This is a genomic window from Psychrobacter sp. NPDC078929 (genome assembly GCF_050267985.1).
Classification (GTDB): Bacteria; Pseudomonadota; Gammaproteobacteria; order Pseudomonadales; family Moraxellaceae; genus Psychrobacter.
Map to the genome: position 1 here is coordinate 36,581 of NZ_JBNNFX010000012.1, position 21,363 is coordinate 57,943.

General features: G+C 43.9%; 17 protein-coding genes. 9 read left to right on the top strand and 8 right to left on the bottom strand.

What is annotated here, in order from left to right; all coding sequences use genetic code 11:
- Positions 1-342 precede the first annotated feature (342 nt).
- The 5 genes from ACQKCG_RS08265 (at position 343) to cobA (ending at position 10,157) form a co-directional block, all read left to right on the top strand.
- Positions 343-1,851, top strand: a complete 1,509-nt coding sequence (locus tag ACQKCG_RS08265; protein WP_427550793.1) for a NarK family nitrate/nitrite MFS transporter — start codon at positions 343-345, stop codon at positions 1,849-1,851.
- Positions 1,852-1,867: 16 nt separating this feature from the next.
- Positions 1,868-4,057, top strand: a complete 2,190-nt coding sequence (locus ACQKCG_RS08270) for a protein kinase domain-containing protein (RefSeq protein WP_310649261.1) — start codon at positions 1,868-1,870, stop codon at positions 4,055-4,057.
- A gap of 52 nt (positions 4,058-4,109) precedes the next feature.
- The gene (locus ACQKCG_RS08275) at positions 4,110-5,588 is read left to right on the top strand and encodes an NAD(P)/FAD-dependent oxidoreductase (protein WP_227522874.1); all 1,479 of its coding nucleotides are present in this window, start codon (positions 4,110-4,112) and stop codon (positions 5,586-5,588) included.
- Complete coding sequence (locus ACQKCG_RS08280; RefSeq protein ID WP_101204540.1) at positions 5,585-9,088, top strand: nitrate reductase; 3,504 nt, start codon at positions 5,585-5,587, stop codon at positions 9,086-9,088. The genes ACQKCG_RS08275 and ACQKCG_RS08280 overlap by 4 nt, the downstream gene beginning before the upstream one ends.
- 205 nt (positions 9,089-9,293) lie before the next feature.
- A complete protein-coding gene (cobA, locus tag ACQKCG_RS08285) occupies positions 9,294-10,157 on the top strand; it encodes a uroporphyrinogen-III C-methyltransferase (protein WP_227522881.1) in 864 nt (287 codons plus the stop codon).
- A 164-nt stretch (positions 10,158-10,321) separates the two neighbouring features.
- Here cobA and ACQKCG_RS08290 read toward each other — a convergent pair whose 3' ends face one another.
- Entirely contained in the window at positions 10,322-11,206 is an 885-nt protein-coding gene (locus ACQKCG_RS08290) for a LysR family transcriptional regulator (protein WP_102094142.1), read from the bottom strand.
- Positions 11,207-11,380: 174 nt separating this feature from the next.
- Between ACQKCG_RS08290 and ACQKCG_RS08295 the strand changes: the two genes are divergently transcribed.
- Positions 11,381-12,520, top strand: a complete 1,140-nt coding sequence (locus ACQKCG_RS08295) for an alkene reductase (protein ID WP_101204543.1) — start codon at positions 11,381-11,383, stop codon at positions 12,518-12,520.
- 171 nt (positions 12,521-12,691) lie between these two features.
- Positions 12,692-12,913: a hypothetical protein gene (locus ACQKCG_RS08300; RefSeq protein ID WP_101204544.1), complete on the top strand. Its 222-nt coding sequence runs from the start codon at positions 12,692-12,694 to the stop codon at positions 12,911-12,913.
- Positions 12,914-12,948: 35 nt separating this feature from the next.
- Here the strand turns inward: ACQKCG_RS08300 and ACQKCG_RS08305 are convergent, their stop codons facing one another.
- From ACQKCG_RS08305 to ACQKCG_RS08335, 7 genes are all read right to left on the bottom strand, one after another.
- Positions 12,949-13,416, bottom strand: coding sequence for a DUF305 domain-containing protein (locus ACQKCG_RS08305; protein WP_101204545.1), 468 nt, complete (start codon positions 13,414-13,416; stop codon positions 12,949-12,951).
- 43 nt (positions 13,417-13,459) lie between these two features.
- Positions 13,460-14,416 carry a copper resistance protein B gene (locus ACQKCG_RS08310; protein WP_371547256.1) on the bottom strand — a complete coding sequence of 319 codons (957 nt, stop codon included), beginning with the start codon at positions 14,414-14,416 and terminating at the stop codon, positions 13,460-13,462.
- A gap of 25 nt (positions 14,417-14,441) precedes the next feature.
- The gene (locus ACQKCG_RS08315) at positions 14,442-16,142 is read right to left on the bottom strand and encodes a copper resistance system multicopper oxidase (RefSeq protein ID WP_371547253.1); all 1,701 of its coding nucleotides are present in this window, start codon (positions 16,140-16,142) and stop codon (positions 14,442-14,444) included.
- Positions 16,143-16,259: 117 nt separating this feature from the next.
- Complete coding sequence (locus tag ACQKCG_RS08320) at positions 16,260-16,895, bottom strand: DUF411 domain-containing protein (RefSeq protein ID WP_165597927.1); 636 nt, start codon at positions 16,893-16,895, stop codon at positions 16,260-16,262.
- A gap of 140 nt (positions 16,896-17,035) precedes the next feature.
- On the bottom strand, positions 17,036-17,629 hold the full coding sequence (locus ACQKCG_RS08325) for a c-type cytochrome (protein ID WP_165597926.1): 594 nt from the start codon (positions 17,627-17,629) through the stop codon (positions 17,036-17,038).
- A gap of 194 nt (positions 17,630-17,823) precedes the next feature.
- Positions 17,824-18,120 carry a hypothetical protein gene (locus ACQKCG_RS08330; protein WP_227522875.1) on the bottom strand — a complete coding sequence of 99 codons (297 nt, stop codon included), beginning with the start codon at positions 18,118-18,120 and terminating at the stop codon, positions 17,824-17,826.
- Between the two features lie 177 nt (positions 18,121-18,297).
- Positions 18,298-18,582, bottom strand: a complete 285-nt coding sequence (locus ACQKCG_RS08335) for a hypothetical protein (protein WP_101204550.1) — start codon at positions 18,580-18,582, stop codon at positions 18,298-18,300.
- Positions 18,583-18,990: 408 nt separating this feature from the next.
- Here ACQKCG_RS08335 and ACQKCG_RS08340 point away from each other — a divergent pair, with 408 nt between their 5' ends.
- Complete coding sequence (locus ACQKCG_RS08340) at positions 18,991-19,713, top strand: heavy metal response regulator transcription factor (protein WP_101204551.1); 723 nt, start codon at positions 18,991-18,993, stop codon at positions 19,711-19,713.
- Between the two features lies 1 nt (position 19,714).
- Positions 19,715-21,262 carry an ATP-binding protein gene (locus ACQKCG_RS08345; protein ID WP_101204552.1) on the top strand — a complete coding sequence of 516 codons (1,548 nt, stop codon included), beginning with the start codon at positions 19,715-19,717 and terminating at the stop codon, positions 21,260-21,262.
- The last annotated feature ends 101 nt before the right edge of the window (positions 21,263-21,363 follow it).

Consider the following 21,363-nt stretch of genomic DNA (forward strand, 5'->3'; position numbering starts at 1 on the left):
TCAAAAATTAATGCACCAAAATAGACACTACAGTGCCCCAAGTTGGATGTTATTGCTGTTTATAAGGGAGGCTGATGGAGTGTTTTAAATCTGCTGTGTTAATGCTTTATTGGCATAAGCGTCAGGTGTGGTAATGGTTATAGACCCGCCAGTAAAGGCGCTTGGATAATTAACGAGTGCTGATCTTTATACGGATTTGGCAGCGTACATAAATAACTGGCATAACCATTGCACTGCTTGAAACATTGCTACTTATCATATTTGAATACTGCATTTTTTGAACACTTAGTACCTTTAGTACGTTGTCAGAACCCTGAAGTTAATCATTTGAGGAAGTTGCCTATGTCATCATCAGCCCCCGTTGCACCTAGTAAAGACAAGCTTAATGTTTTGTCATTTACGGGTAAAAATAAAATCCTTCATTTAGGTTGGATGGCATTTTTCCTTACCTTTTTTGTATGGTTTAACCATGCACCATTTTTATCAGCGATTGGAGAAACACTCAATCTGAGTAAAGATCAAGTCAAAACGCTACTCATTTTAAACGTGGCACTGACTATTCCTGCCCGCGTGATTATCGGGATGCTGACAGACCGTTTTGGCCCTCGTATTGTTTATACCGCCATTTTAGCCATTGGTGCTATTCCTTGTTTTACCTTTGCGTTCGCGCAGGATTACAACACCTTGGCACTGTCTCGGTTTTTACTGGGTTTTGTGGGTGCAGGTTTTGTGGTGGGTATCCGTTTGATGAGCGATTGGTTTCCAACCAATGAATTGGGAACAGCTGAGGGCATTTATGGGGGGTGGGGTAATTTCGGCTCAGCAGCAGCGGCACTGTTATTGCCGACTATCGCGATTGGTGCCGCAGCAGTGTTCGGTGGTGATGAAGGTTGGCGTTATGCAACAGCCACGTCAGGAGTTGTGATGGCGATTTATAGCATCATTTTTTATAAGATGGCGCGTAATACACCCAAAGGAGCTGCTTATTTTAAACCCAAAAAATCAGGTGCCATGATGGTGACGTCATCAGGTGATTTTTGGTTAATGATGGTTTTTAAACTGCCTATGTATTTGGCATTGGCCCTATTGGCGTGGAAACTATCACCTGATGGTGTGAGCTTGCTGAGCCAGTCTAGTGTCACCATGGTCTATATCGGCCTTGCGATACTGTATGTTTACGAGTTCATCAGTAGCTACCGCTTTAATAAAGAGGTTTTCACCACGCCTGTACCAGTGGCGCATCGTTATGATTTTAAGCAAGTAGGTATTTTAAATATTTTGTATTTTGCTACGTTCGGCTCAGAGCTTGCCGTCGTGTCGATGCTTCCTTTGTTTTACCAAGAAACTTTTAGTTTATCGATTGTGATGGCAGGGGTATTGGCATCGAGCTATGCCTTTATGAATCTCATGTCACGCCCAGGTGGCGGTTGGCTCAGTGATAAGTTTGGTCGCAAAATTACTTTGTTGATTTTGACAGCTGGTTTGGCCATCGGGTATCTATTAATGGGCTTCCTTGACTCAACGTGGCCACTGGCATTGGCATTGTTAATCACAATGTTTTGCTCATTCTTTGTACAGGCAGGTGAGGGTGCTGTTTTTGCAGTGATTCCTCTGATCAAACGCAGTATGACAGGGCAGTTTGCAGGGATGACAGGCGCGTATGGCAATGTTGGATCAGTGGTGTATTTAACGGTGTTGAGCCTGGTGTCTTATCAAGTGTTTTTCTTTGTAATTGCCGCGACAGCAGTGGCTGGATTCTTTGCTTTGTTTCTCTTAAAAGAGCCAGAAGGCATCATTATTGAAGAGATGCCAGATGGCACATTTGCCGAAATACAAGTGAGTCATAGATAGTACGGGGTGAAGACAGATGACGATAGCACACGCCAATAGAAACAATAGTCAAAATGCGGATGGTGATATGTACCAAAACGCTGATGAGATGGCGGTTCATTTTAATACAGGCAATCCGTCATCTCTAATAGGCTCAGGTCAGTTTGTTACCAACGATGTCAGCCAGCGCATTGATAGCCACGCTATTGATAAGACTGGTGACAGTAAGGATATTGTTGATGCCAGTACTGCATTATGGTGGCTTGATTTTTTCACTATGGCAGGTCGCAAGACTGAAAACCAAGACAGCTTACTTATCACCACCTGCTTGCCCTATCAATGCTCAGGTGCAGAATCATCTAATGCTAATCGCTCAATGCCTCATGCAGTATCTCACCCGTCCTCATCAGCCCCATTATTGGTGCTGATGGCAGATGGGGTCAGCGCTTGTCAGTTTCCAAAACAGGCAAGTCGACTGGTAGTGAATACCATTGCTCACAAAATCACATTAGGGTTGACTGCACTGGCACAATCACAAGATGAGACGTCATCCATCAGTTTTGATGATGATCAAGTCGCCACTATCATCAAAACAGCAGTCAACAAAGCCAACGATATTCTATATTTTCCTCAATCGTATCAACGGGTACCGCCGTTGTTGTCTACGTTATCAGGCTTGCTCTGTATCGGTGACCGTATTCACCTGTTTCATACAGGCGACTCTCGAATATACCGCGTTGGGGTAGATTGTCTGACAGTATTGAGCAAAGATCATCGCGTGCACCGCGGCCAAGACAAAGGAGCGCTTGCTGCAGCTATCGGCGCAGATAGCCAGTTAGAGCTACAACAATCGGTATTTACCCTTCATCAAAACGAATGTTTGGCCATTATGACAGATGGGGTTTATGAGCATATAGAGCCCACAGAGTTGCAATTTGAGCTGTGCAGCAGTGCGACTGATATATTTCAGTTGATGGCCACCACGCACAAATTACCGCTAGGGTTTAACACCAGTCAAGCCGTGTGCGAGCAAGCCTTTAGTGCAGGCAGTCATGATAATCTAAGCATGGTCATGCTGAGTATGAACACACGATCAGCCCATTTTACTTCTATCAATGGCTCAAAGGGTATTGGTCATTTTGATGGCATTGACTTTGATAATCTGGATACGGTCATACATGATGTGAATCGCTACCAGCTGCCAACCGATTTACAGATAGGCGATCATATTGATGGTTTTACTGTGATTGGTATCATTGCTCGTACGGCTCGCAGTCACGTGTACTGGGTGCAAGATGAATACAATCATGACTTTGTTCTAAAATCACCCAGTTTAGACTCTGTTGCCGATGGTCACTATCTGCGTGATTTTCTAAAAGAACGTAAAATCGGTTTGAGCCTATCAAAACATCGCCGCGCAGGAGAGTCGGCTTACAATCAAGCTGATCCCAATCGATTGTCTGTCAATCCTGCATCCAACAATAGTGGTCATAACGTGGGTTCTGGGCTCAGTGAGTCGGGGCTGCTGCGTTACTATCCAGTACCAGCAAGTACCACATACTTATATCATTTGACTGAATATATCGCCGGTGAGAGTCTACGGGACTTTATGGATCGTCATGAGCCTTGTGATGTGTGGCAAACCTTTGATTTACTCACCAAAATTGGCATGGCGGTTCGAGTCATGCATCGCAACTATCTGTTGCATCAAGACATCAAACCCGAAAACATTCTTTTAACCAAATCAGGCGCCGTCAAACTGATTGATTTTGGTTCCGCCAGTTCCTCTATCTTAAAAGACAGCACCCGACCACCAAATGGTGATTTGCACTATGCTGCACCAGAATATTACACCGATGCACCAAAAGGCGTGCATTCTGACTTGTTCTCGATTGCAGTGATTGGTTATGAACTGCTGACGGGGCAATTGCCATTTAATACCCAAACACTAATGATGCCAAACCAAACACTAATGATGCCCGCGCAGCCGCTACGGCAACAGAACGTACCTGACACCAGCCAACAGGCACTCATGCGTGCGCTGCATGTCAATACTAACGCGCGCTATCAAGCCATTGGTGAGTTTTTACAAGATTTTAACCCCGATAATAAGGCGCACAGCCGCGACCCAGAGCCTCTCATTAAGCGTAACCCTCTACTAGTATGGCATGGCATTTGCTTCATAGAGTTTGTCATCATTTTATTGTTGTTGGCGTACTTTTCATGACACGCTGTTTTGCATTCAATGCTGCTCCGCGCGGCTAAGGAATTTTCTGTTTATGTCGCTATCTATGTCGCAAGCCTCCACTAGGGTAGATACTCATACCAACACTCACGCCTTAGCATCAGACCATCAAAAAAACGCTGGCATCGTTATTATCGGAGCGGGCATGGCAGGCAGTCGTTTTGCCATTGAGCTTGCTCGCACGCAATCAAATGATGACACCGCCCGTTTGCCAATTACGTTAATCAGTAAAGAGCCGCAAGTGGGCTATAACCGCATTATGCTGTCACCAGTATTGGCTGGCGACACAGCGTTTGAAGATACTTATTTATATGACAACTCAGAGTATGAGCAGCTGGGTATTACCGTGCTGGCTGGGGTTGCAGTAGAGACAATAGATACTAAGTGCCAGTGTATTGAGCTAGATGATGGGCAAACACTCAACTATGCCAAGTTAATAATGGCCACAGGATCAACTGCTCGAGTCATTCCGTTCCCCAATCACACGGCTAAGGGCGTGCATGTGTTTCGAGACCTTGCCGATGTGACCGCTCTGATGGACTATGCCCGCCAAGGAAAAACGGGTTTGGTGATTGGCGGTGGCGTACTGGGATTGGAGGCTGCCTGCGCGTTAGCGGCACAGGGCGCGAGTATGACGGTCATTCATATGGATGGTTATGTCCTCAATCGTCAATTAGACCTGCCAGCCGCCGAACTTTTGCAAGCCGAGCTCCGCCGCCGAGGGGTTTGTCTCGCGGTTTCTGCACACACTGAAGCCATTGAGATGAATGACGCAGGAGAAGTATGCGGACTATCTTTAAAAGACGGGCGCATGCTAGCGGCCGATTTTATCGTGATGGCAGTGGGTGTGATACCCAATACAGCGCTTGCTAAGCAAAGCGGACTCGAGGTTAATCGCGGTATTGTGGTCGATGATTTTATGCATACCAGTTGTCCCAATGTTTATGCGATTGGTGAGTGTATAGAGCGAGAGGGCGAGCTATTTGGAATGGTGGCGCCGGTCAATCAACAAGTAGATACGTTGGTCACGGTTTTAAAAGATGCTTTGATAAAAAACGATACAAATGTGATAGACAATAAAACTGCCGTACCAGATCACTGGGTTTCTTTTGTGAGCAAACCGTTGTCATTAAAATTAAAAGTATCTGGTATGTCGGCATTTTCTGCAGGGCAAATCGCTTTTGATGACGAAGCCGCTGATACTGTTGAAACCCTCGTATATCGTCAGCCTGAATTAAACCATTATCATTGTCTGTACCTCAAAGAAAACAAACTCATTGGTGCTGTGCTTTATGGGGACACCAGCGATGGCAGCTTTTATAGCCAGTTGATTATAGATAACGTTGATATTACGTCCATCAAAGACACACTCATATTTGGTGAGGCATATTGTCATTTGGATGAAATCACACTTAACAATTTGCCAACTACGGAAGTAGATATAGAATTTAATGAGACAGACAAGAACGTCGATCATCATAAAGCGGCTGAACTGTTAGAGGATGCATTATGAATGACGCTATTGCCAATGAATCTGCTGCAAGCAAAGTAGTATCAGCTAATAAATCGAACGGCCTACCTAATAGCGTGCAAAAAGCAACAGACTGCGTCATTGAAACACATGATATAAGTGCTGCCAAAAATATAAAAAAAGCACTGACGTCTTCTGATGGCGATTTGATTGATAGCTCGATTGATAGCTCTATCACTACTATCCGCACGACGTGCCCTTATTGCGGAGTGGGATGCGGTGTTTTAGCGAGCGTAAATGAGACAGAGGTGCTGAGCGTTAAAGGAGATCCTGAGCATCCGGCTAACTTTGGTAAATTGTGCTCCAAAGGGAGTGCGCTAGCACAAACACTGGGCACTGCGCGCCGCTTGACCGAGCCATATTATCAAAACAAGCAAGCAGTCATGAAACAGCATCAGCCTATGCAATTGGGTAATGATTTCAATGCTATAGACGTATCCGACAAGCCACTTATAAATCAGACAGACTGGGACACCGTTTTAGATGACGTAGCCAGTCGTTTAAATGACACTATCGCTAAACACGGGCGAGACAGCATTATGTTTTATGTCTCAGGTCAATTGCTGACTGAAGACTATTACGTGGCTAACAAATTTATAAAAGGGTTTATTGGTAATAATAACATCGACTCCAACTCTCGGCTGTGTATGTCATCTGCAGTAGCTGGGCACAAACGTGCGTTTGGTGCAGACCTTGTGCCGGGTAATTACGAGGATTTGGAAGCTTGTGATTTATTGGTACTGGTAGGCTCCAATATGGCGTGGTGCCATCCTATTTTGTTTGGTCGATTTTTAGCAGCCAAAAAAGCCAATCCTAATAAAAAACTGATTGTAATAGACCCGCGCCGTACGGACTCTTGTGAATTTGCTGATTTGCATTTACCAATTGCTGCGGGTACGGATACACATTTATATAATGGGTTGCTGCATTACCTAGATCAGCAGGGTTGCCAAGATGATGAATATGTTAACCAAAGCTTGGGCGTTGATGATGCGGTGAATGCTGCCAAAGCATGGAGCATTGACAAAGTTGCACACGCCTGCCAAGTGTCGGCAGATAGTATCCGCCAGTTCTATGAATGCGTTGCCGCCACTGATAAAACAGTCACTGCCTTTAGTATGGGCGTTAATCAATCACAAAGCGGAACCGATAAGGTCAATGCTATTACCAATACCCATTTGTTCACGGGGCGTGTGGGCAAAGTAGGGGCCAGTCCGTTTTCACTTACTGGACAGCCTAATGCAATGGGTGGACGAGAAGTCGGCGCCCTTGCAAATCTGTTGGCGGCGCATTTAGAACTAGACAATGCCGATCATCGTCAGCTTGTGGCAGACTTTTGGCAGTCGCCTCAACCTATCTCCCCAAACGTGGGTGTCAAAGCCTGCGATGCTGCCGCTGCCATATTGGATGGTCGTATCAAGGCCATTTGGATTATGGCCACCAACCCTGTGGTCAGCTTGCCAGATGCGGATAATTTTCGTCAAGCGCTTGCTGCATGTGATTTGGTAATTGTCTCTGATTGCTCGGTAGACAGTGATACGGTAAAGTGTGCCGACATTGTACTGCCTGCTCAAGGGTGGGGTGAAAAATCTGGAACGGTCACCAATTCTGAACGGCGTATCTCTCGGCAGCGGACATTAATGCCTGCAGCAGGGCTTGCCAAACCAGATTGGTGGATACTGTCTCAAGTTGCCACACGAATGGGATTAACGGGGTTTGATTACCAACATCCTAGCGAGATATTTAATGAGCATGTGGCATTGACCGCTGATGGTAATACGCATAGCCACAGAACATCTCACTCTAATAAGAATTACCCTCGTTATCTGAACCTTAGCAAAGACTTGTCTGCTTTAATGACAGATGAGGTACCAGCCGATAAACCTGCTCAACAATATATTAGCCAGCATATTAACCAGAACGGCAATCAAATACATCAGCCAATCGTACTCAGTCAGCAAGCATACGAAGAGATGCTACCGTTTCAATGGGGTGGCACGCGTATCTCTATGATTGATAAGATAAAACCTTTAGAAAACGAGATTATTAATTCCGCTGCTACTATTACTAAGTCACAGTTAATCGCTATTACACCCTCTAATGAAGCGAGCGTAGCTAATGTGCATCGATATCAAAGCAGGCAAAAACCCCAACTGATTGTTGATAATCGAACACCCTCTAAACACGAGGTTGAGTATGATACTCAATCTGAAAACGAAGTGTTTCATGTACGCCTGATTACTGGCAGGCTGCGTGATCAATGGCACACCATGACTCGCACTGGCCTTGCATCGCAGTTAAATCAACATCAGCCAGTACCGACACTGACCATACATCCTAATGATGCACGGCAGCTAGGTGTTCAAGACAATGATTTTGTGCAACTGCATCGTAGGTATGAAAACTACGGAAAGTATGAAAGTTATGAGAACGGCGTGACCAATAATGGCATAGTCATTGATATCGCGATGAGTACGGCTAGGGATGGCAACGAGCCCGCAAGTACCGTAATGGCGCAAGTTGCCATTAGCGATACGTTGCGCGTTGGTGATGCGTTTATGCCCATGCATTGGAGCAATGCTTTTGCTAGCTTTGCTCGGGTAGGTCCCCTTATTCCAACAGTCGTCGATCCACATTCAGGGCAGCCAGAGCTCAAAAATTCGGCGATCAGTGTCACGTCCGTTCCTATGCAATCATTTGGCAAGATTTTGGTGCATCCTGAGTGGCAAGACGCCGTTATAGTGCAACTACGTACTATTTTGGCCAATTTTTCTGCGCAATCGTCAGAGAAAGAATTGTCTGAAACAAAATGCGAAGCACATTCGAATAATATTTTGCCAGAGGCATTACCTGCACTTACTTGGAGTTTGAGTCATCAAAATAACAGTGTCTTGATAAATCTCGCTAGCCCGATGGTGGAGGCTAGCAGTACCTTAGCGTGCCCCGAGTTTTGGCAGCAGTTTATGGCCTCTATGCAATCATTATCACAGCCAAACTGTCAAGAGCGTGTCATGCATACGGCGTTTACGGTCGATAATGTACAGAATCAATTGCGTTTTATTGTGACGCAATCTGCGCCTGAGACGGACTCAAATAACGCTGCCATAAATAGTGGGTCATCTGATGATGAGAGACCCAGCACACAACTGATTATGGCTATTTATGTTGCTCCAACGCAAAAGCAATTACCGAGTGTACGTTGGCTCGATAGCTGCTTTACGGATACTAGTCAAATACCTGTTAATCAACGATATAAATGGTTGCTAGCGGGGCGGCCTGCCAGCGGCTATGTTGATCCAGGACCTTTAGTGTGCTCATGTATGTCAGTTGGAAAAAATACCATTCTCAACGCTATCACACAGCATGGTTGTATTAGTGCGACGGCAGTGGGTAAGCAGTGCCGAGCAGGTACCAATTGTGGCTCTTGCGTGGGGCAAATTAACGCATTAATCGCAGAATGCGGCCCATTGGCACAAGCTTAAATGATGTTATGGCACGTCGCTTGCAGCCTTTTATATGCAATTACTGGTTGAGTGTTGTGTTATGAACAATAAGCCATTTTAGGGTAGGGGTTTATTGACAACTTTGCTTGTGGTTGCCCATTTTGCTGTATTCACGCTGTTATCAGGAGTCACCACCATGACCAATATATCTGCCGCTACCTCAATGCATGAGACCTATCAGCTAATGGATCAACACTGCGCAGAAAACGTGCAAACTTGCACCAAAAGAGGCACTGTGCATCTGATTGGCGCAGGATCTGGTGACCCTGAGCTATTAACATTAAAAGCGTGGCGAGTAATGCAGCGCGCAGAGGTCGTGTTATACGACAGTCTGGTGTCTGAGGATATTTTGGATATGTGCGCGAGCACGGCTGAAAAAATATTCGTTGGTAAGCGCCGCGCCAATCATGCATTGCCACAAGAAAGTATTAACGAGCTACTGGTCAAACACGCGCTGGCAGGTAAGATGGTGGTTCGCTTAAAAGGTGGCGACCCTTTTATTTTTGGACGCGGCGGCGAAGAGCTACAGGAAGTGGTACGTCATGGCATTCATTTTGAGTCTATTCCAGGTATTACTGCCGCCAGTGCCGCTGCTAGCCGTACAGGAATTCCACTAACGCACCGTGACCATGCTCAATCGGTCAAGTTTGTTACTGCTTGCAAAAAAAATGGCGCGCCTAATAACGATTATAGTGAGCTAATGGACAGCAGCCAGACAGTTGTGTTTTACATGGGTTTGCACCGTTTGCATGAGATGACACAAGGGTTGATAGCAGGCGGACGTGACAGCGAAACGCCTTTTGCTATCATTAGTCATGCCAGTATGCCAACGCAGCAAGTACTTATCGGCACATTAAGTGATATCGCTGATCAGCAAGCTGAAGCAAAACTGCCAACCCCTGCACTATTGATTATGGGTGATGTGGTCACTTTATATCATGAGTTTGCAGACTATAATCTTGGCGCCATGGGTAAAGGTGAGTTTGTTGATGTTGATAAAGTGATAAGCAGTAATGATTTAATACCCAATTTGGAGAGTATTGCGTAGGATAACTATGTTTAAAAGACTGTTATTTTAAGAAACTGTTACTAAGGTGATTATGTGCACCCGTCTAGAATCTTGTGTAGAACCATGTTTAGTCTAGATAATACTTACATCAAGTTTAAGAGTGTTCGATGTCGTTTCAAGGTTGGCTATAGCTAAGTTACTTATTATAGATTTCGTAATTGCTCGATTAACCAACGATGTATGCCACTGTCAGCAGTACGTGGATGCCATGCTGCGATGACCTTAAAAGTAGGCGGCAATGCTTCCACCTCAAGTTCTTTGACCTTATTGCTCGGCAATAATCGCGAAGGATAAAACGCAATCATGTCAGTCGTGTGCAAAATATCTGGTACAGCCGAAAAGCTAGGAACCGACATCACAATATTTCGTTTTAGACCTTTTTCTGCAAACCATTGATCATGAGAGCCGCGTAAATTAGCACGCGAGGGTGACACGACTAGCTGCGCGTGTGCAGCCACTTGCGACAGCGTCAATGGCTCTGTGGCAAAGGTATTTTCACAACCCGTCACGCATAAATGTTGCTCTTCAAATAAAGTCACATATGATAAGTTATCAGGGATAAATTCAGGGAAGGTAATCAACAAATCAAGCTCGCCTGCTGCAATCAGCTGATTGATATTGTCTGAGGCAAAATCACGTACGATTAACTTCAAATCTGGTGCTTCGCGTCGCGTAATATTAAACAATTGCGGTAATAATGCCTGCGTCGCATAGTCAGTCGCACTAATCGTAAATATGCCTTTGTATGTGTGCGGCATAAAAATCTCTGGCTCTAACAAATCTTCCAACTGCTTTAATATATGGTCAATAGGTTGCTGCATCGATAGCGCTTTTGGTGTTGCCACCATGCTATTGCCTTGACGAATAAACAAACGATCATCAAACACCTCACGTAACTTGCGTAACTGCTCACTGATGGCTTGTTGGGTCAGCCCCATTTTGCGTGCGACTTGCGACAAGTTTTTTAGATCAAGTAGCGCCTGCAATACTCTAAGTTGCTTGATATCGAGCCGATTCATACCATTCATAATTTCATACCATTAATAATTGTATCTTAAACAAGAAACGGTTGTTTCTAATTGTACCTGCAAAACGCTATGCTGACCAACATTGCTTAAGTAGCCACTAAATGAGCTGTTAAGCATTAAAACAGGCTCAATACATTCAATAATAAGCCATCAGCTGCTTTAAAAGAGATACTTATGACACAAACTATTCCAGGTACAAAGACATTATTTTCCTCTGTAGCACTTGGGCCTTATACGCTCAACAACCGTATCGTAATGCCGCCATTGACACGCTCTCGTAGCACGCAACCTGACAATATCCCTAATGACTTAATGGCCAGCTATTATGCACAGCGTGCGTCAGCAGGCTTTATGGTGACGGAAGGTACGCAGATTGAGCCAAGAGGTCAAGGTTATGCTTGGACACCGGGTATCCATTCACCAGCCCAAGTTGAAGGCTGGAAAAAAGTCACGCAAGCAGTACATGACAAAGGCGGTATTATTTTTGCTCAGCTTTGGCATGTAGGCCGTGTGTCGCACACCAGCTTGCAGCCTAATGGTGCTCAGCCGGTAGGGCCGTCTGATATTACCGCTGATAACGTCAAAGTATTTATTGAAACAGGTCCAGGTGCAGGTGCATTGGCTGATCCAAGTGAGCCACGCGCTCTCAGTACCGATGAAGTTGGTGAGTTGGTAACGATGTATGCGGCCGCTGCGCGCAATGCATTGGAGGCGGGTTTTGATGGGGTAGAGCTGCATTGTGCTAACGGTTATTTGGTCAATCAGTTTATCTCTGAGCACACCAATCACCGTGATGATCAATATGGTGGGTCGTTGACCAATCGTTTGCGCTTCTTAAAAGAAATCGTCGCTGCTGTCAGTGATGTGGTGGGTGCTGATCGTTTAGGCGTACGCTTTGCGCCATTATTTGCGAGTACGGATGAGACGCGCGTGTATTTAGGCTTGGTAGAGTCAGATCCCCATCATACCTATGTCGAAGCAGTCAAATTGCTTGAGCAAGCGGGTATTGCTTATTTGTCCATTGCAGAAGCTGATTGGGATAATGCGCCTGATTTACCAGACACTTTTTATCAAGCAGTCAGAGAAGAGTTTTCAGGCCGTATTATTTATGCTGGCAAGTACACGGTACAAAAAGCTGTGAACATTTTAGAAAAAGGCTACGGTGATTTATTCGCGTTTGGTCGTCCTTTTATCGCCAATCCTGATCTGCCAGAGCGTATTGCCAATAACTGGCCATTGAATGAAGTAGATCCTACCACGATGTATGGTGGTACTGATGTGGGCTACAGTGATTATCCTTACTATCAAGAATAGCAAAGTACATAAACAGTGACTGAGATAAGGCCATTAATACTAATGGCCTTATTTTCATTTATAAATTTGTGACTTGTTGGATATTCACAGACAGTCAATCTTTAAGCGACAATTATTGTTTTTGTCGCTTAAAGGTTTTTCTTTTATCGTTTTATCAATAGGTAGTAGGCAATGAATCAGAATTCCAAAGACAGACTTATACGCATATTGATAGGATATGTCGGACTTTATCCAACGCTCCTAATCGTATTGACGTTATTGAAGCCTGTGACCCAAGGATTAAGCCTGCCAGTGGTGGTATTAATTGAAACGATAATACTTGTTCCACTGACACAGTTGGTGTCTTTCCCACTAGCAGGCTGGGTCATTGAGCGTCTGAGCAGAAAAGAGTGATCACTTTTCGCAGCGTTCACTGGTACACCATTCTCTTATTCAAGCTCATCAATCAACTGCTTCATTTCATCAATTTCACGTTTTTGTGCTTTTATAATATCATCAGCAAGCTTTTGTACACGCGGATCTTCAATATCAGCGCGACTACTAGTGAGAATGGCAATCGAGTGATGCGGTATCATCGCCTGCATCCAATCGACTTGATCGACAGTCGCTTGAGATCTAACGCCCCAGATACCAACTGCAAACATCAATACACTTAGACCATAGATCATCAAATTGACCTTGGTCTTTTTATACATATTGGTCATAAATGCCAACATGACGACTGCCATACCGGCACCCATATATAGCGCCATATAAGCTCGGGTTTCACTAAAGTAAATGTGATCCCACTGGTAGGTGTTAAAATACATCATGATATACATGATGACAGTCGATGTCAGAATCATTAAGGTGAATTTTACATAAGGGTTCATATTTTTTTGCTTAGAAGCTTCCATGATATGACCTCCATTGTTTTGTTAAATTAAAATGGGTAGACAGTTAAAACCAGAATTTAACCCCCGCAGTCAAACTACTGCTATCAACTGATTCATTTTCTTGACGTCGTTGGCCACGAGCCTTGCCAAGCGCTGTCTCATAACTAACACCTACATAAGGAGCTAGCTGGCGACTGAATGTCTCGTAAGTCAGCCTGACCTCAGTTTCCATCTCATTAAAGCCTTTGGTAATACCATTATCATGGTCATCTTTACTAAAGGCAGTCAGTCCAACCTCCGGTATGACTACCCAATGCTGATCCAAACGCCATTCGTACTCTGCGCCCAAATCAAGACGAAGTTGACCATCGGTATATAAGTAGGCTCTCGCATCCGTTTCGATAAAATAAGGCGCGGTACCGACAATACCTGCCATTATGGCAGCGTTATCGTTTTCAGTATCGTAAGCGACACCAGCTTCACCATTCCAGAAAATGCTCAGTGGTTTCCAATAAGCAAGCGAGCTCAAGCTATCGATTTCTTTATCATCTTTAGTCTGAGCACTACCTTCCGTGCGTAGTCTTATACGGTTACTATCAGTACCATACCAACCCATCGCTTCGAAGTTGATTTGATCCTCATCAAACTGATAGCCCAAGTCGTCTACTGAGACTCCCCATAATGGCATGCTGCCCATCATCATGGGTTTACCATACTGCCCGTATGGAACCCCATTTGAATAGTCTGGACTGCGAGCATCAGCTGGTGGCTGCCCACCTTGCATACCCGACATATCCATACTGCTGTGCTCCATATCAGACATATCGCCTGACATATCCATGCCGCTGTGGTCCATACTAGACATATCACCCGACATATCCATGCCGCTATGATCCATATCGGACATATCCATGCCGCTGTGATCCATATTCGACATCTCAGCAGCTGCTGCAAAAGATGATGCGAGCAAGACTAGTGATGACAAACCAATGAATGGCAGATTTTTCTTAGATATTTTCATAATAAGCCTCATATTCGAAGGTTTGTTAAACGACGGCAACTTCTCGGAACATACCAGCTTCCATGTGATAAAGCAGGTGGCAATGCCACGCCCATCGTCCAAATTCACCCGTCACATCGAAGCTAATCTTTTGCGCAGGCTGCACCACAATCGTATGTTTACGTACCTGAAAGTCTCCAGATGGCGTGCGCAAGTCGCTCCACATACCATGCAGATGCATAGGGTGGTTCATCATCGTGTCATTAACTAAGGTGATACGCACGCGCTCGTTAGGCTTAATATTGACAGGCGTTGCATCCTTAAACATGACACCATCTAAAGCCCAAATATAGCGCTCCATGTTACCCGTTAAATGTAGCTCAATCTCTCGGGTAGGCTTACGCTGCTCTACAAATATGGCCTCATCGACAGAGCGCAGCTGACTATAATTCAGTACGTCACGATTGATATTACGCAGGTTGATACCGGGATCATCTAGGTTCATACGTGGACTGTCGACACGCATATCAGATTTAAAGTCATACTCGGTCTTGGCATGCTTTGCTTTGTAGCCTTTATCACCCATCGCACCCATCATATCGGCCATGGTCAGCCATTCGATCTGATCCATAGCAGGTATTGCAGCACGAGCGCCTTTCTTGGTCGCAAGCGTGGTCGCGACATAGCCTGAACGATCGATATTTTGGGCAAATATCGTATGTGCATCTTGAGTAGGCGTGACGATGACATCATAGGTCTCAGCCACGCCAATGCGGAAATCATCAATCGCAACAGGTGCGACATCAATACCATCTGTTGCCACCACAGTCATTTTGAGACCCGGTATACGCACATCAAAAATGGTTTGCGCTGAAGCATTGATAAAGCGTAATTTAACGGGCTGTCCTGCTTTTACTAGCTTTGTCCAATTAGCCGCTGTGGTCTTACCATTCATCAGATAGGTAAAGGTCTTTTCGCCAGATAAATCAGTAAAATCCGTCGGCATCATGCGCATCTGATTCCACATTTTGCGCTTGTCATAAGCGGCTTCTAAATCTGTTGCGGCGATATCAGACAATAGTTTTTTGAAATCTGGCAGATGATAATTATCAAAGTCAGCGCGCTGTTTGAGCAATTTCAAGAGATTGTGCGGATCGCGGTGCGTCCAATCACTCAGCACGATTACATGGTCTTCCTCGATAGGATGACGCTCACGGCCTTTGGGTTCAATGACGATAGCACCAAGCATACCGGTTTGCTCTTGAAAGCCACTGTGTGAGTGATACCAATAGGTGCCTGATTGTTTAAGTTTGAATTTATAGGTAAAGGTGCTGTTCGCGGGAATACCATCGAAACTGATACCTGGCACCCCATCCATCTCAAAAGGTACCAGCAAGCCATGCCAATGAATAGAGGTTGACTCATTCATCTGGTTATGAACACGGATAGTTACGGTATCGCCTTCACGCATCTTTAGCGTTGGTGCTGGTAGCGAGTCATTAATCAGTGTTGCCATACTCGACTTGCCATTGACAGTGACGGGCTTCTTGCTGACATACAGATCAAACTCATTCCCAGTTAAGATAGGTACGATATGGTCGGCTTTATCACTGTTGATGGCTACATTCTGCTGGCCTTTACCGAGCGCACTATTGGCAATAGACGGTAGGGTGGACAGCATGGATGCCCCTAACAAGGTAGAAGATCCTGTCAAAAAACGCCTGCGGTTAAACATAGTTGTGTTCATAATAATTCACCTGATTTATATCTATAAAGTGAGAGTCGAGTCTATATTTATCAGCTAAGTCTATGACTTTGGCCGCTTATTAATAGAGCTGGATAAGCTATTTAAACGACAACCAAGCTAGATTTGCTGCTGCGGTGAGTCAATAGTTGCATAAATAGCTGTTGAGCCATCTTTATTAAGCTGCATCACTTTATATGGCATAAATTTATCTTGGTATTCCATACCTGGGCTACCGACTGGCATGCTCGGGACAGCAAGGCCAATCGCATCACTTGGCGGGTTTTTTAGGAACTGCGCCATATACTTAGCAGGGACATGACCTTCAAATACGTAGCCATCAGTAGTGACGGTGGTATGGCAAGAGCGCATTTGCTGCGGTACGCTGTATCGCTCTTTAAACAAGGACACGTCTTCGACATTCTGTGCAGTTGCGTTTAAACCATGACCTTCGGCATAACCGACCCATTCTTTGCAGCAGCCACAATTCGCATCTTTATAGACGGTGGCTGAGATATTTTTTAGGATAGTTGATTGGGTATCTGAAGGAGCGCTGACTGGCATTATTTCAGCTGTTGGTTGCTCCGTGTGCGTAGCAACAGTTGGCTCAGTCGCTGGTGTTGAGTCAGCAGCAGCGGAGTTAGGTTGACTACAAGCGGCAATCGTTAACGATAACGGCAATACCACGATCGCCGAGAGCACACGGCCAGATATCAGATTATGTTCATTAATAAATCTATTAGTATAGCGTCTCATAAAACCACTCCCGAGCGTCTGTCTGACGATTAAATATTATAAAAATTAGAGCCACATCACTGGACAAAATAGTGCTAGCAAAGCTTAAAACTCAAATCGCAAAAAGCAGCACTATTGAGCACTGCATTTTGTACAAAAAATCAATGTTGCATGCCGGATCCATCACCTGACATATCCATCTCACCATCAAATGACATATCCAACATACTATCGTCTAACCGAGTCGTTAGCATGGTGTACTGGTTTTCATTTAAGTTAGGTAGCGATCTAATAAAAGCAACCATCGCCCATATTCTGTCATCATCGTGAGTAGCGCCCCAAGCGGGCATGCCAGACGCCATAATGCCATGTTTAATCGCCCAAAAGCTTTGTCTGGCACCAGCCTCGTTTCGATAGCGCTTAACGATATCCGCCTGAGTAAAGTTAGGAGGCTTTGGGTACATACCGCTATTTAAATCTGTGCTGTTGACGCCAGGAGATAAATGACAGCCTGCACACATATCTTTGTAATCTGCACCGCCCGAGCTGATCATCTCCGCCTTTTTTAAATTGGGAACCAAAATATTCTTACTGGCATGTTCAATCGAGCGTGTGCGGGCAGTTTCTAAAAAATCGTAAACCAGCGGACTATGAGCTCGATCAGCACCGATATTTATCATGCCACTAGTCACCACCATAAAAATGCCCACAATAGCGACAAAGACAGTAAACAGTATTCCTAGTAAAAACTTCATAGGTTTGTCCTAAAAATCCATTTTATTTAATATCCCATTACTGCTTGATCAGCTTCTCTGACAATATAGTCAAGTCTATATAAATCCGCTACAGCGTCATCCTCGCTAAGCATATTAATGTATAACTTGCACTCGGTTTCCTTGTATCGAAATTATATTGAACTGACTATAGTATTGAACTTATAAATTGATATTTAAGAATCGCTATCGCTGCTCACACAGTGCTTTTGGTACATCGCTTTCATTTTGCTCATGTTAGCCATCATGGCTTTCATAGCAGGATCATTCATATCCATTTTGCTATGATCCATTTTTTGCATCATCTGCATATGCTTTTGCATTTTCTCACAGTTCATTTGGTCTTTTTCAGCGTGCATTTTGGGATCGTGTGCCAACGCAGAGGTTGAAACAACTAAGGCTATAGCAGTTGCTACGATTGATTTAGAAAGTGGCATTGATTTGAGCAGTGGCATTGGTTTGAATAATGACATGGTAAATCCTTATTTAAATTGGTATGTAGTCGAAAAGACTTTAAGATATTAAGTTACTTTAAAGCATACTTTAGTGATTCTGACAGAGAGATGACGGTAAGATTACAATTCTGTCATCTTACTATTTATGGTTTTTAATGTTGTCAGTAATCCTTTAGTATGACATCAGAGCTGATATCACTTATCGCTACCATATTTGTTAATGAAGTATTTTTCAGACTGTAGATGTTGATCTTTGTGTTCAATCTCACAAGCCACTCTCGCATCGATATAGCTTTTCATTTGTGAATTTGAGAGCTGAGCATCGTTATGATCCAAGTTTTTTGCAAACTCAGTCACAGCGTCGCAGTTGTTGATGATTGAAGTGCTTAGATCAATCGTATGCGCATTGGCAGTGGTAGTACCGATAAGTACAGATACCGAAAGCAGTACTACTTTTTTGAACGAACCATAAATTTTCATATAAAACCTCTTTCGTAAGTTGTTTACATTGATTACCGATAAAAATAATTCATAGTAGCTAGGGCGTGTCCTCATTTTAAAAATGGTGATAAAAATGAGATAAATTGCCGTCAAACGAGGAAAATAGTGCAGATAATATCGAGATATTGACCAATTATTTGACGATGTTTGGCAAAATTTAGCTGTTTTTAGCCCATTTAGAGACACTCGTTTGAATTGAGGACACGCCCTAAGTATTGGATAGTAGCTAAGTATTGAAACGAGCACCTATGTACCGTTTATATAGATTAGCAAAATAAAACTGACAGTCTGATTACGAGCACATGACATCTTTGTCCGCTACCAGTCAATATTGTCACCTGTGCTGGTTAGAACGTTAAACAATCATGACCGTATTGAGGAATTACAATGAAAGTACTGCTGGTAGAAGATGAATTGAAGCTTGGCGAGTATATAAAAAAAGGCTTAACCGAAGCTGGGTTTATCGTGGATCATCAGCTAACAGGATTAGATGGCTATCATGCATTGATGACGGAAGAATTTAGCGTGATATTGATGGATGTGATGCTGCCTGATGTTAGTGGCTTTGAGCTGGTGCGTAATTACCGAGCGGCTGGCAAGCATACGCCTGTGCTATTTCTAACCGCAAAAGATGACTTAAGTGACAAGATAAAAGGGATTGAGATTGGTGGCGATGATTATTTGACCAAGCCTTTTGCCTTTGCAGAATTGATCGTCAGGATGAAAAGCTTATTACGACGTGCCAATCAAGCCGACTATCAAAGTACGATTATGCAAATAGCGGATCTTAAGATGGACATCGGCAAGCGTACGGTGCATAGAGGAGATAAGCCTATTAAGCTCACGGCAAAAGAGTTTTCCTTACTACAGTTTTTATTAGAGCGCCGCGGTGAAGTGCTTCCACGCTCAATCATCGCCTCCCAAGTATGGGATATGAACTTTGAAAATGATACCAATGTGATTGATGTGGCGATAAGACGTCTTCGTATAAAAATAGACGATGATCATGACGCAAAGCTGATTCATACGGTGCGCGGGATGGGCTATCGGTTAGAAGCTGTCGATACAGCGCTTGATAGCCAACCATCTCACGAAGCTGGCAATGTCTAATATGAAATATAGGTTTGATAATCGGCGCTTGCCACTATTATGGCGTACTGTGTTGCTGCTCACGATATTTGTTGTTATATCACAGGTTATCATTTATATATGGATACAGCGTTCTGTTAAAGGCCATTTCGAGCAAATGGACGCTGAAATTATGACTCATGCGGCTTTTAATCTACGTAAACGAGTGATAGAACCTAGTAGCCCTATAACTTCCCAAACCCTACCTAGCTCTCAAAATCCATTGGATAGTCAACAGCCGCTAAGAGCGGCACCTGACGTAATGCCTGATGGAGATACTTCTACCGCAGCGATATCAGATGAAGCTGATCATCAGCATTCTTCTTGGCTAGATTACGATCTAAAAACCATTATCGCTAATAAAGAAGGGCAGATACTGTCTAGTACCCCCAATAACTTTGCTCAAGAGCTAGGGGAAGGATTTAATCTGTCATCACTGAAACAAGATAATGATAAGCAACAGTTTGTGATGAATATCAACAGCCGATACTATCGAGCAATGGTCATTGAAGACGACAAAATGCTCGCGCTTATCGCATTGCCTATAGATGTGCATCATCAGTATTTATTACAGTTCAATCGTCAGCTTAGTATGATTTTGTTCGCGATTACCTTGTTGCTCGTATCAGTAGCGGCGCTGGGTGTGTATTGGGGTTTTGCACCTTTGGCGACCATCGTCCAAAAAATGAAAACAATGAATCCTGACAGATTGGATGATAGAGTCACGGTCAGTGATATGCCGTTAGAGCTGCGACCATTAGCAGAATCTTACAACTCAATGATGGCCAAGCTTGAAAGTAATTTTGAATCATTGTCACGGTTTTCAGACAATATCGCCCATGAGCTGCGCACTCCAATAGCGACACTCAGCACGCAAACGCAAGTCATGTTAAACAAACCGAGAGCTAGTGATGAATACATTGAGCAGCTACACCATCAGCATGACACCTTAGAGCAGCTATCGGCCATGATAAATAATATGCTGCTGCTAGCAAAAACCCAAAAAGGATTGAGTGACTCGCAAATCAGTCACGTGGATACGGACAGTTTAATCACCAAGCTCGTTGATTACTACGAAATGATTGCAGAAGACCGAGGTATCGCTATTGAAACCAAAGGTGAGTTCAGCGCTGTTTTAGGAGATAAAAGTTTATTACAAAGGCTCTTTGCTAATCTGATATCGAATGCGATTTATTATGCTGCTCAAGATAGCGTTATAACCATTAGTGCAGATAGAGTAAACTCAGATGAGATGGTGGGTACAACAATAAGCAGTCTTCAACAATCAAAACAAGCTATTTTACGAATGACCATCACTAACCAATTAGATGAGCCGTTGACACAAAGTGAGGCAGATAAGTTGTTTGAGCGCTTCTATCGACATCATAAAACAATAGATCGCCACACAGGAACAGGTTTGGGTCTATCTATCGTACAGTCTATCGTTGGGGCGCATAATGGTAACGTCAGTATTACTATAAAAGACGATGATTACTTTCAAGTAAGTGTCGAGTTATTAGCAGAGGTTTAATCTTTTAGTAGCCAACGCTAAATATTCAACCTGAACAGATAGATTTGATAGGTTATTGCCTTGAAAACGAGCTGATAATGACCAAGTAAATGTATGTCTAG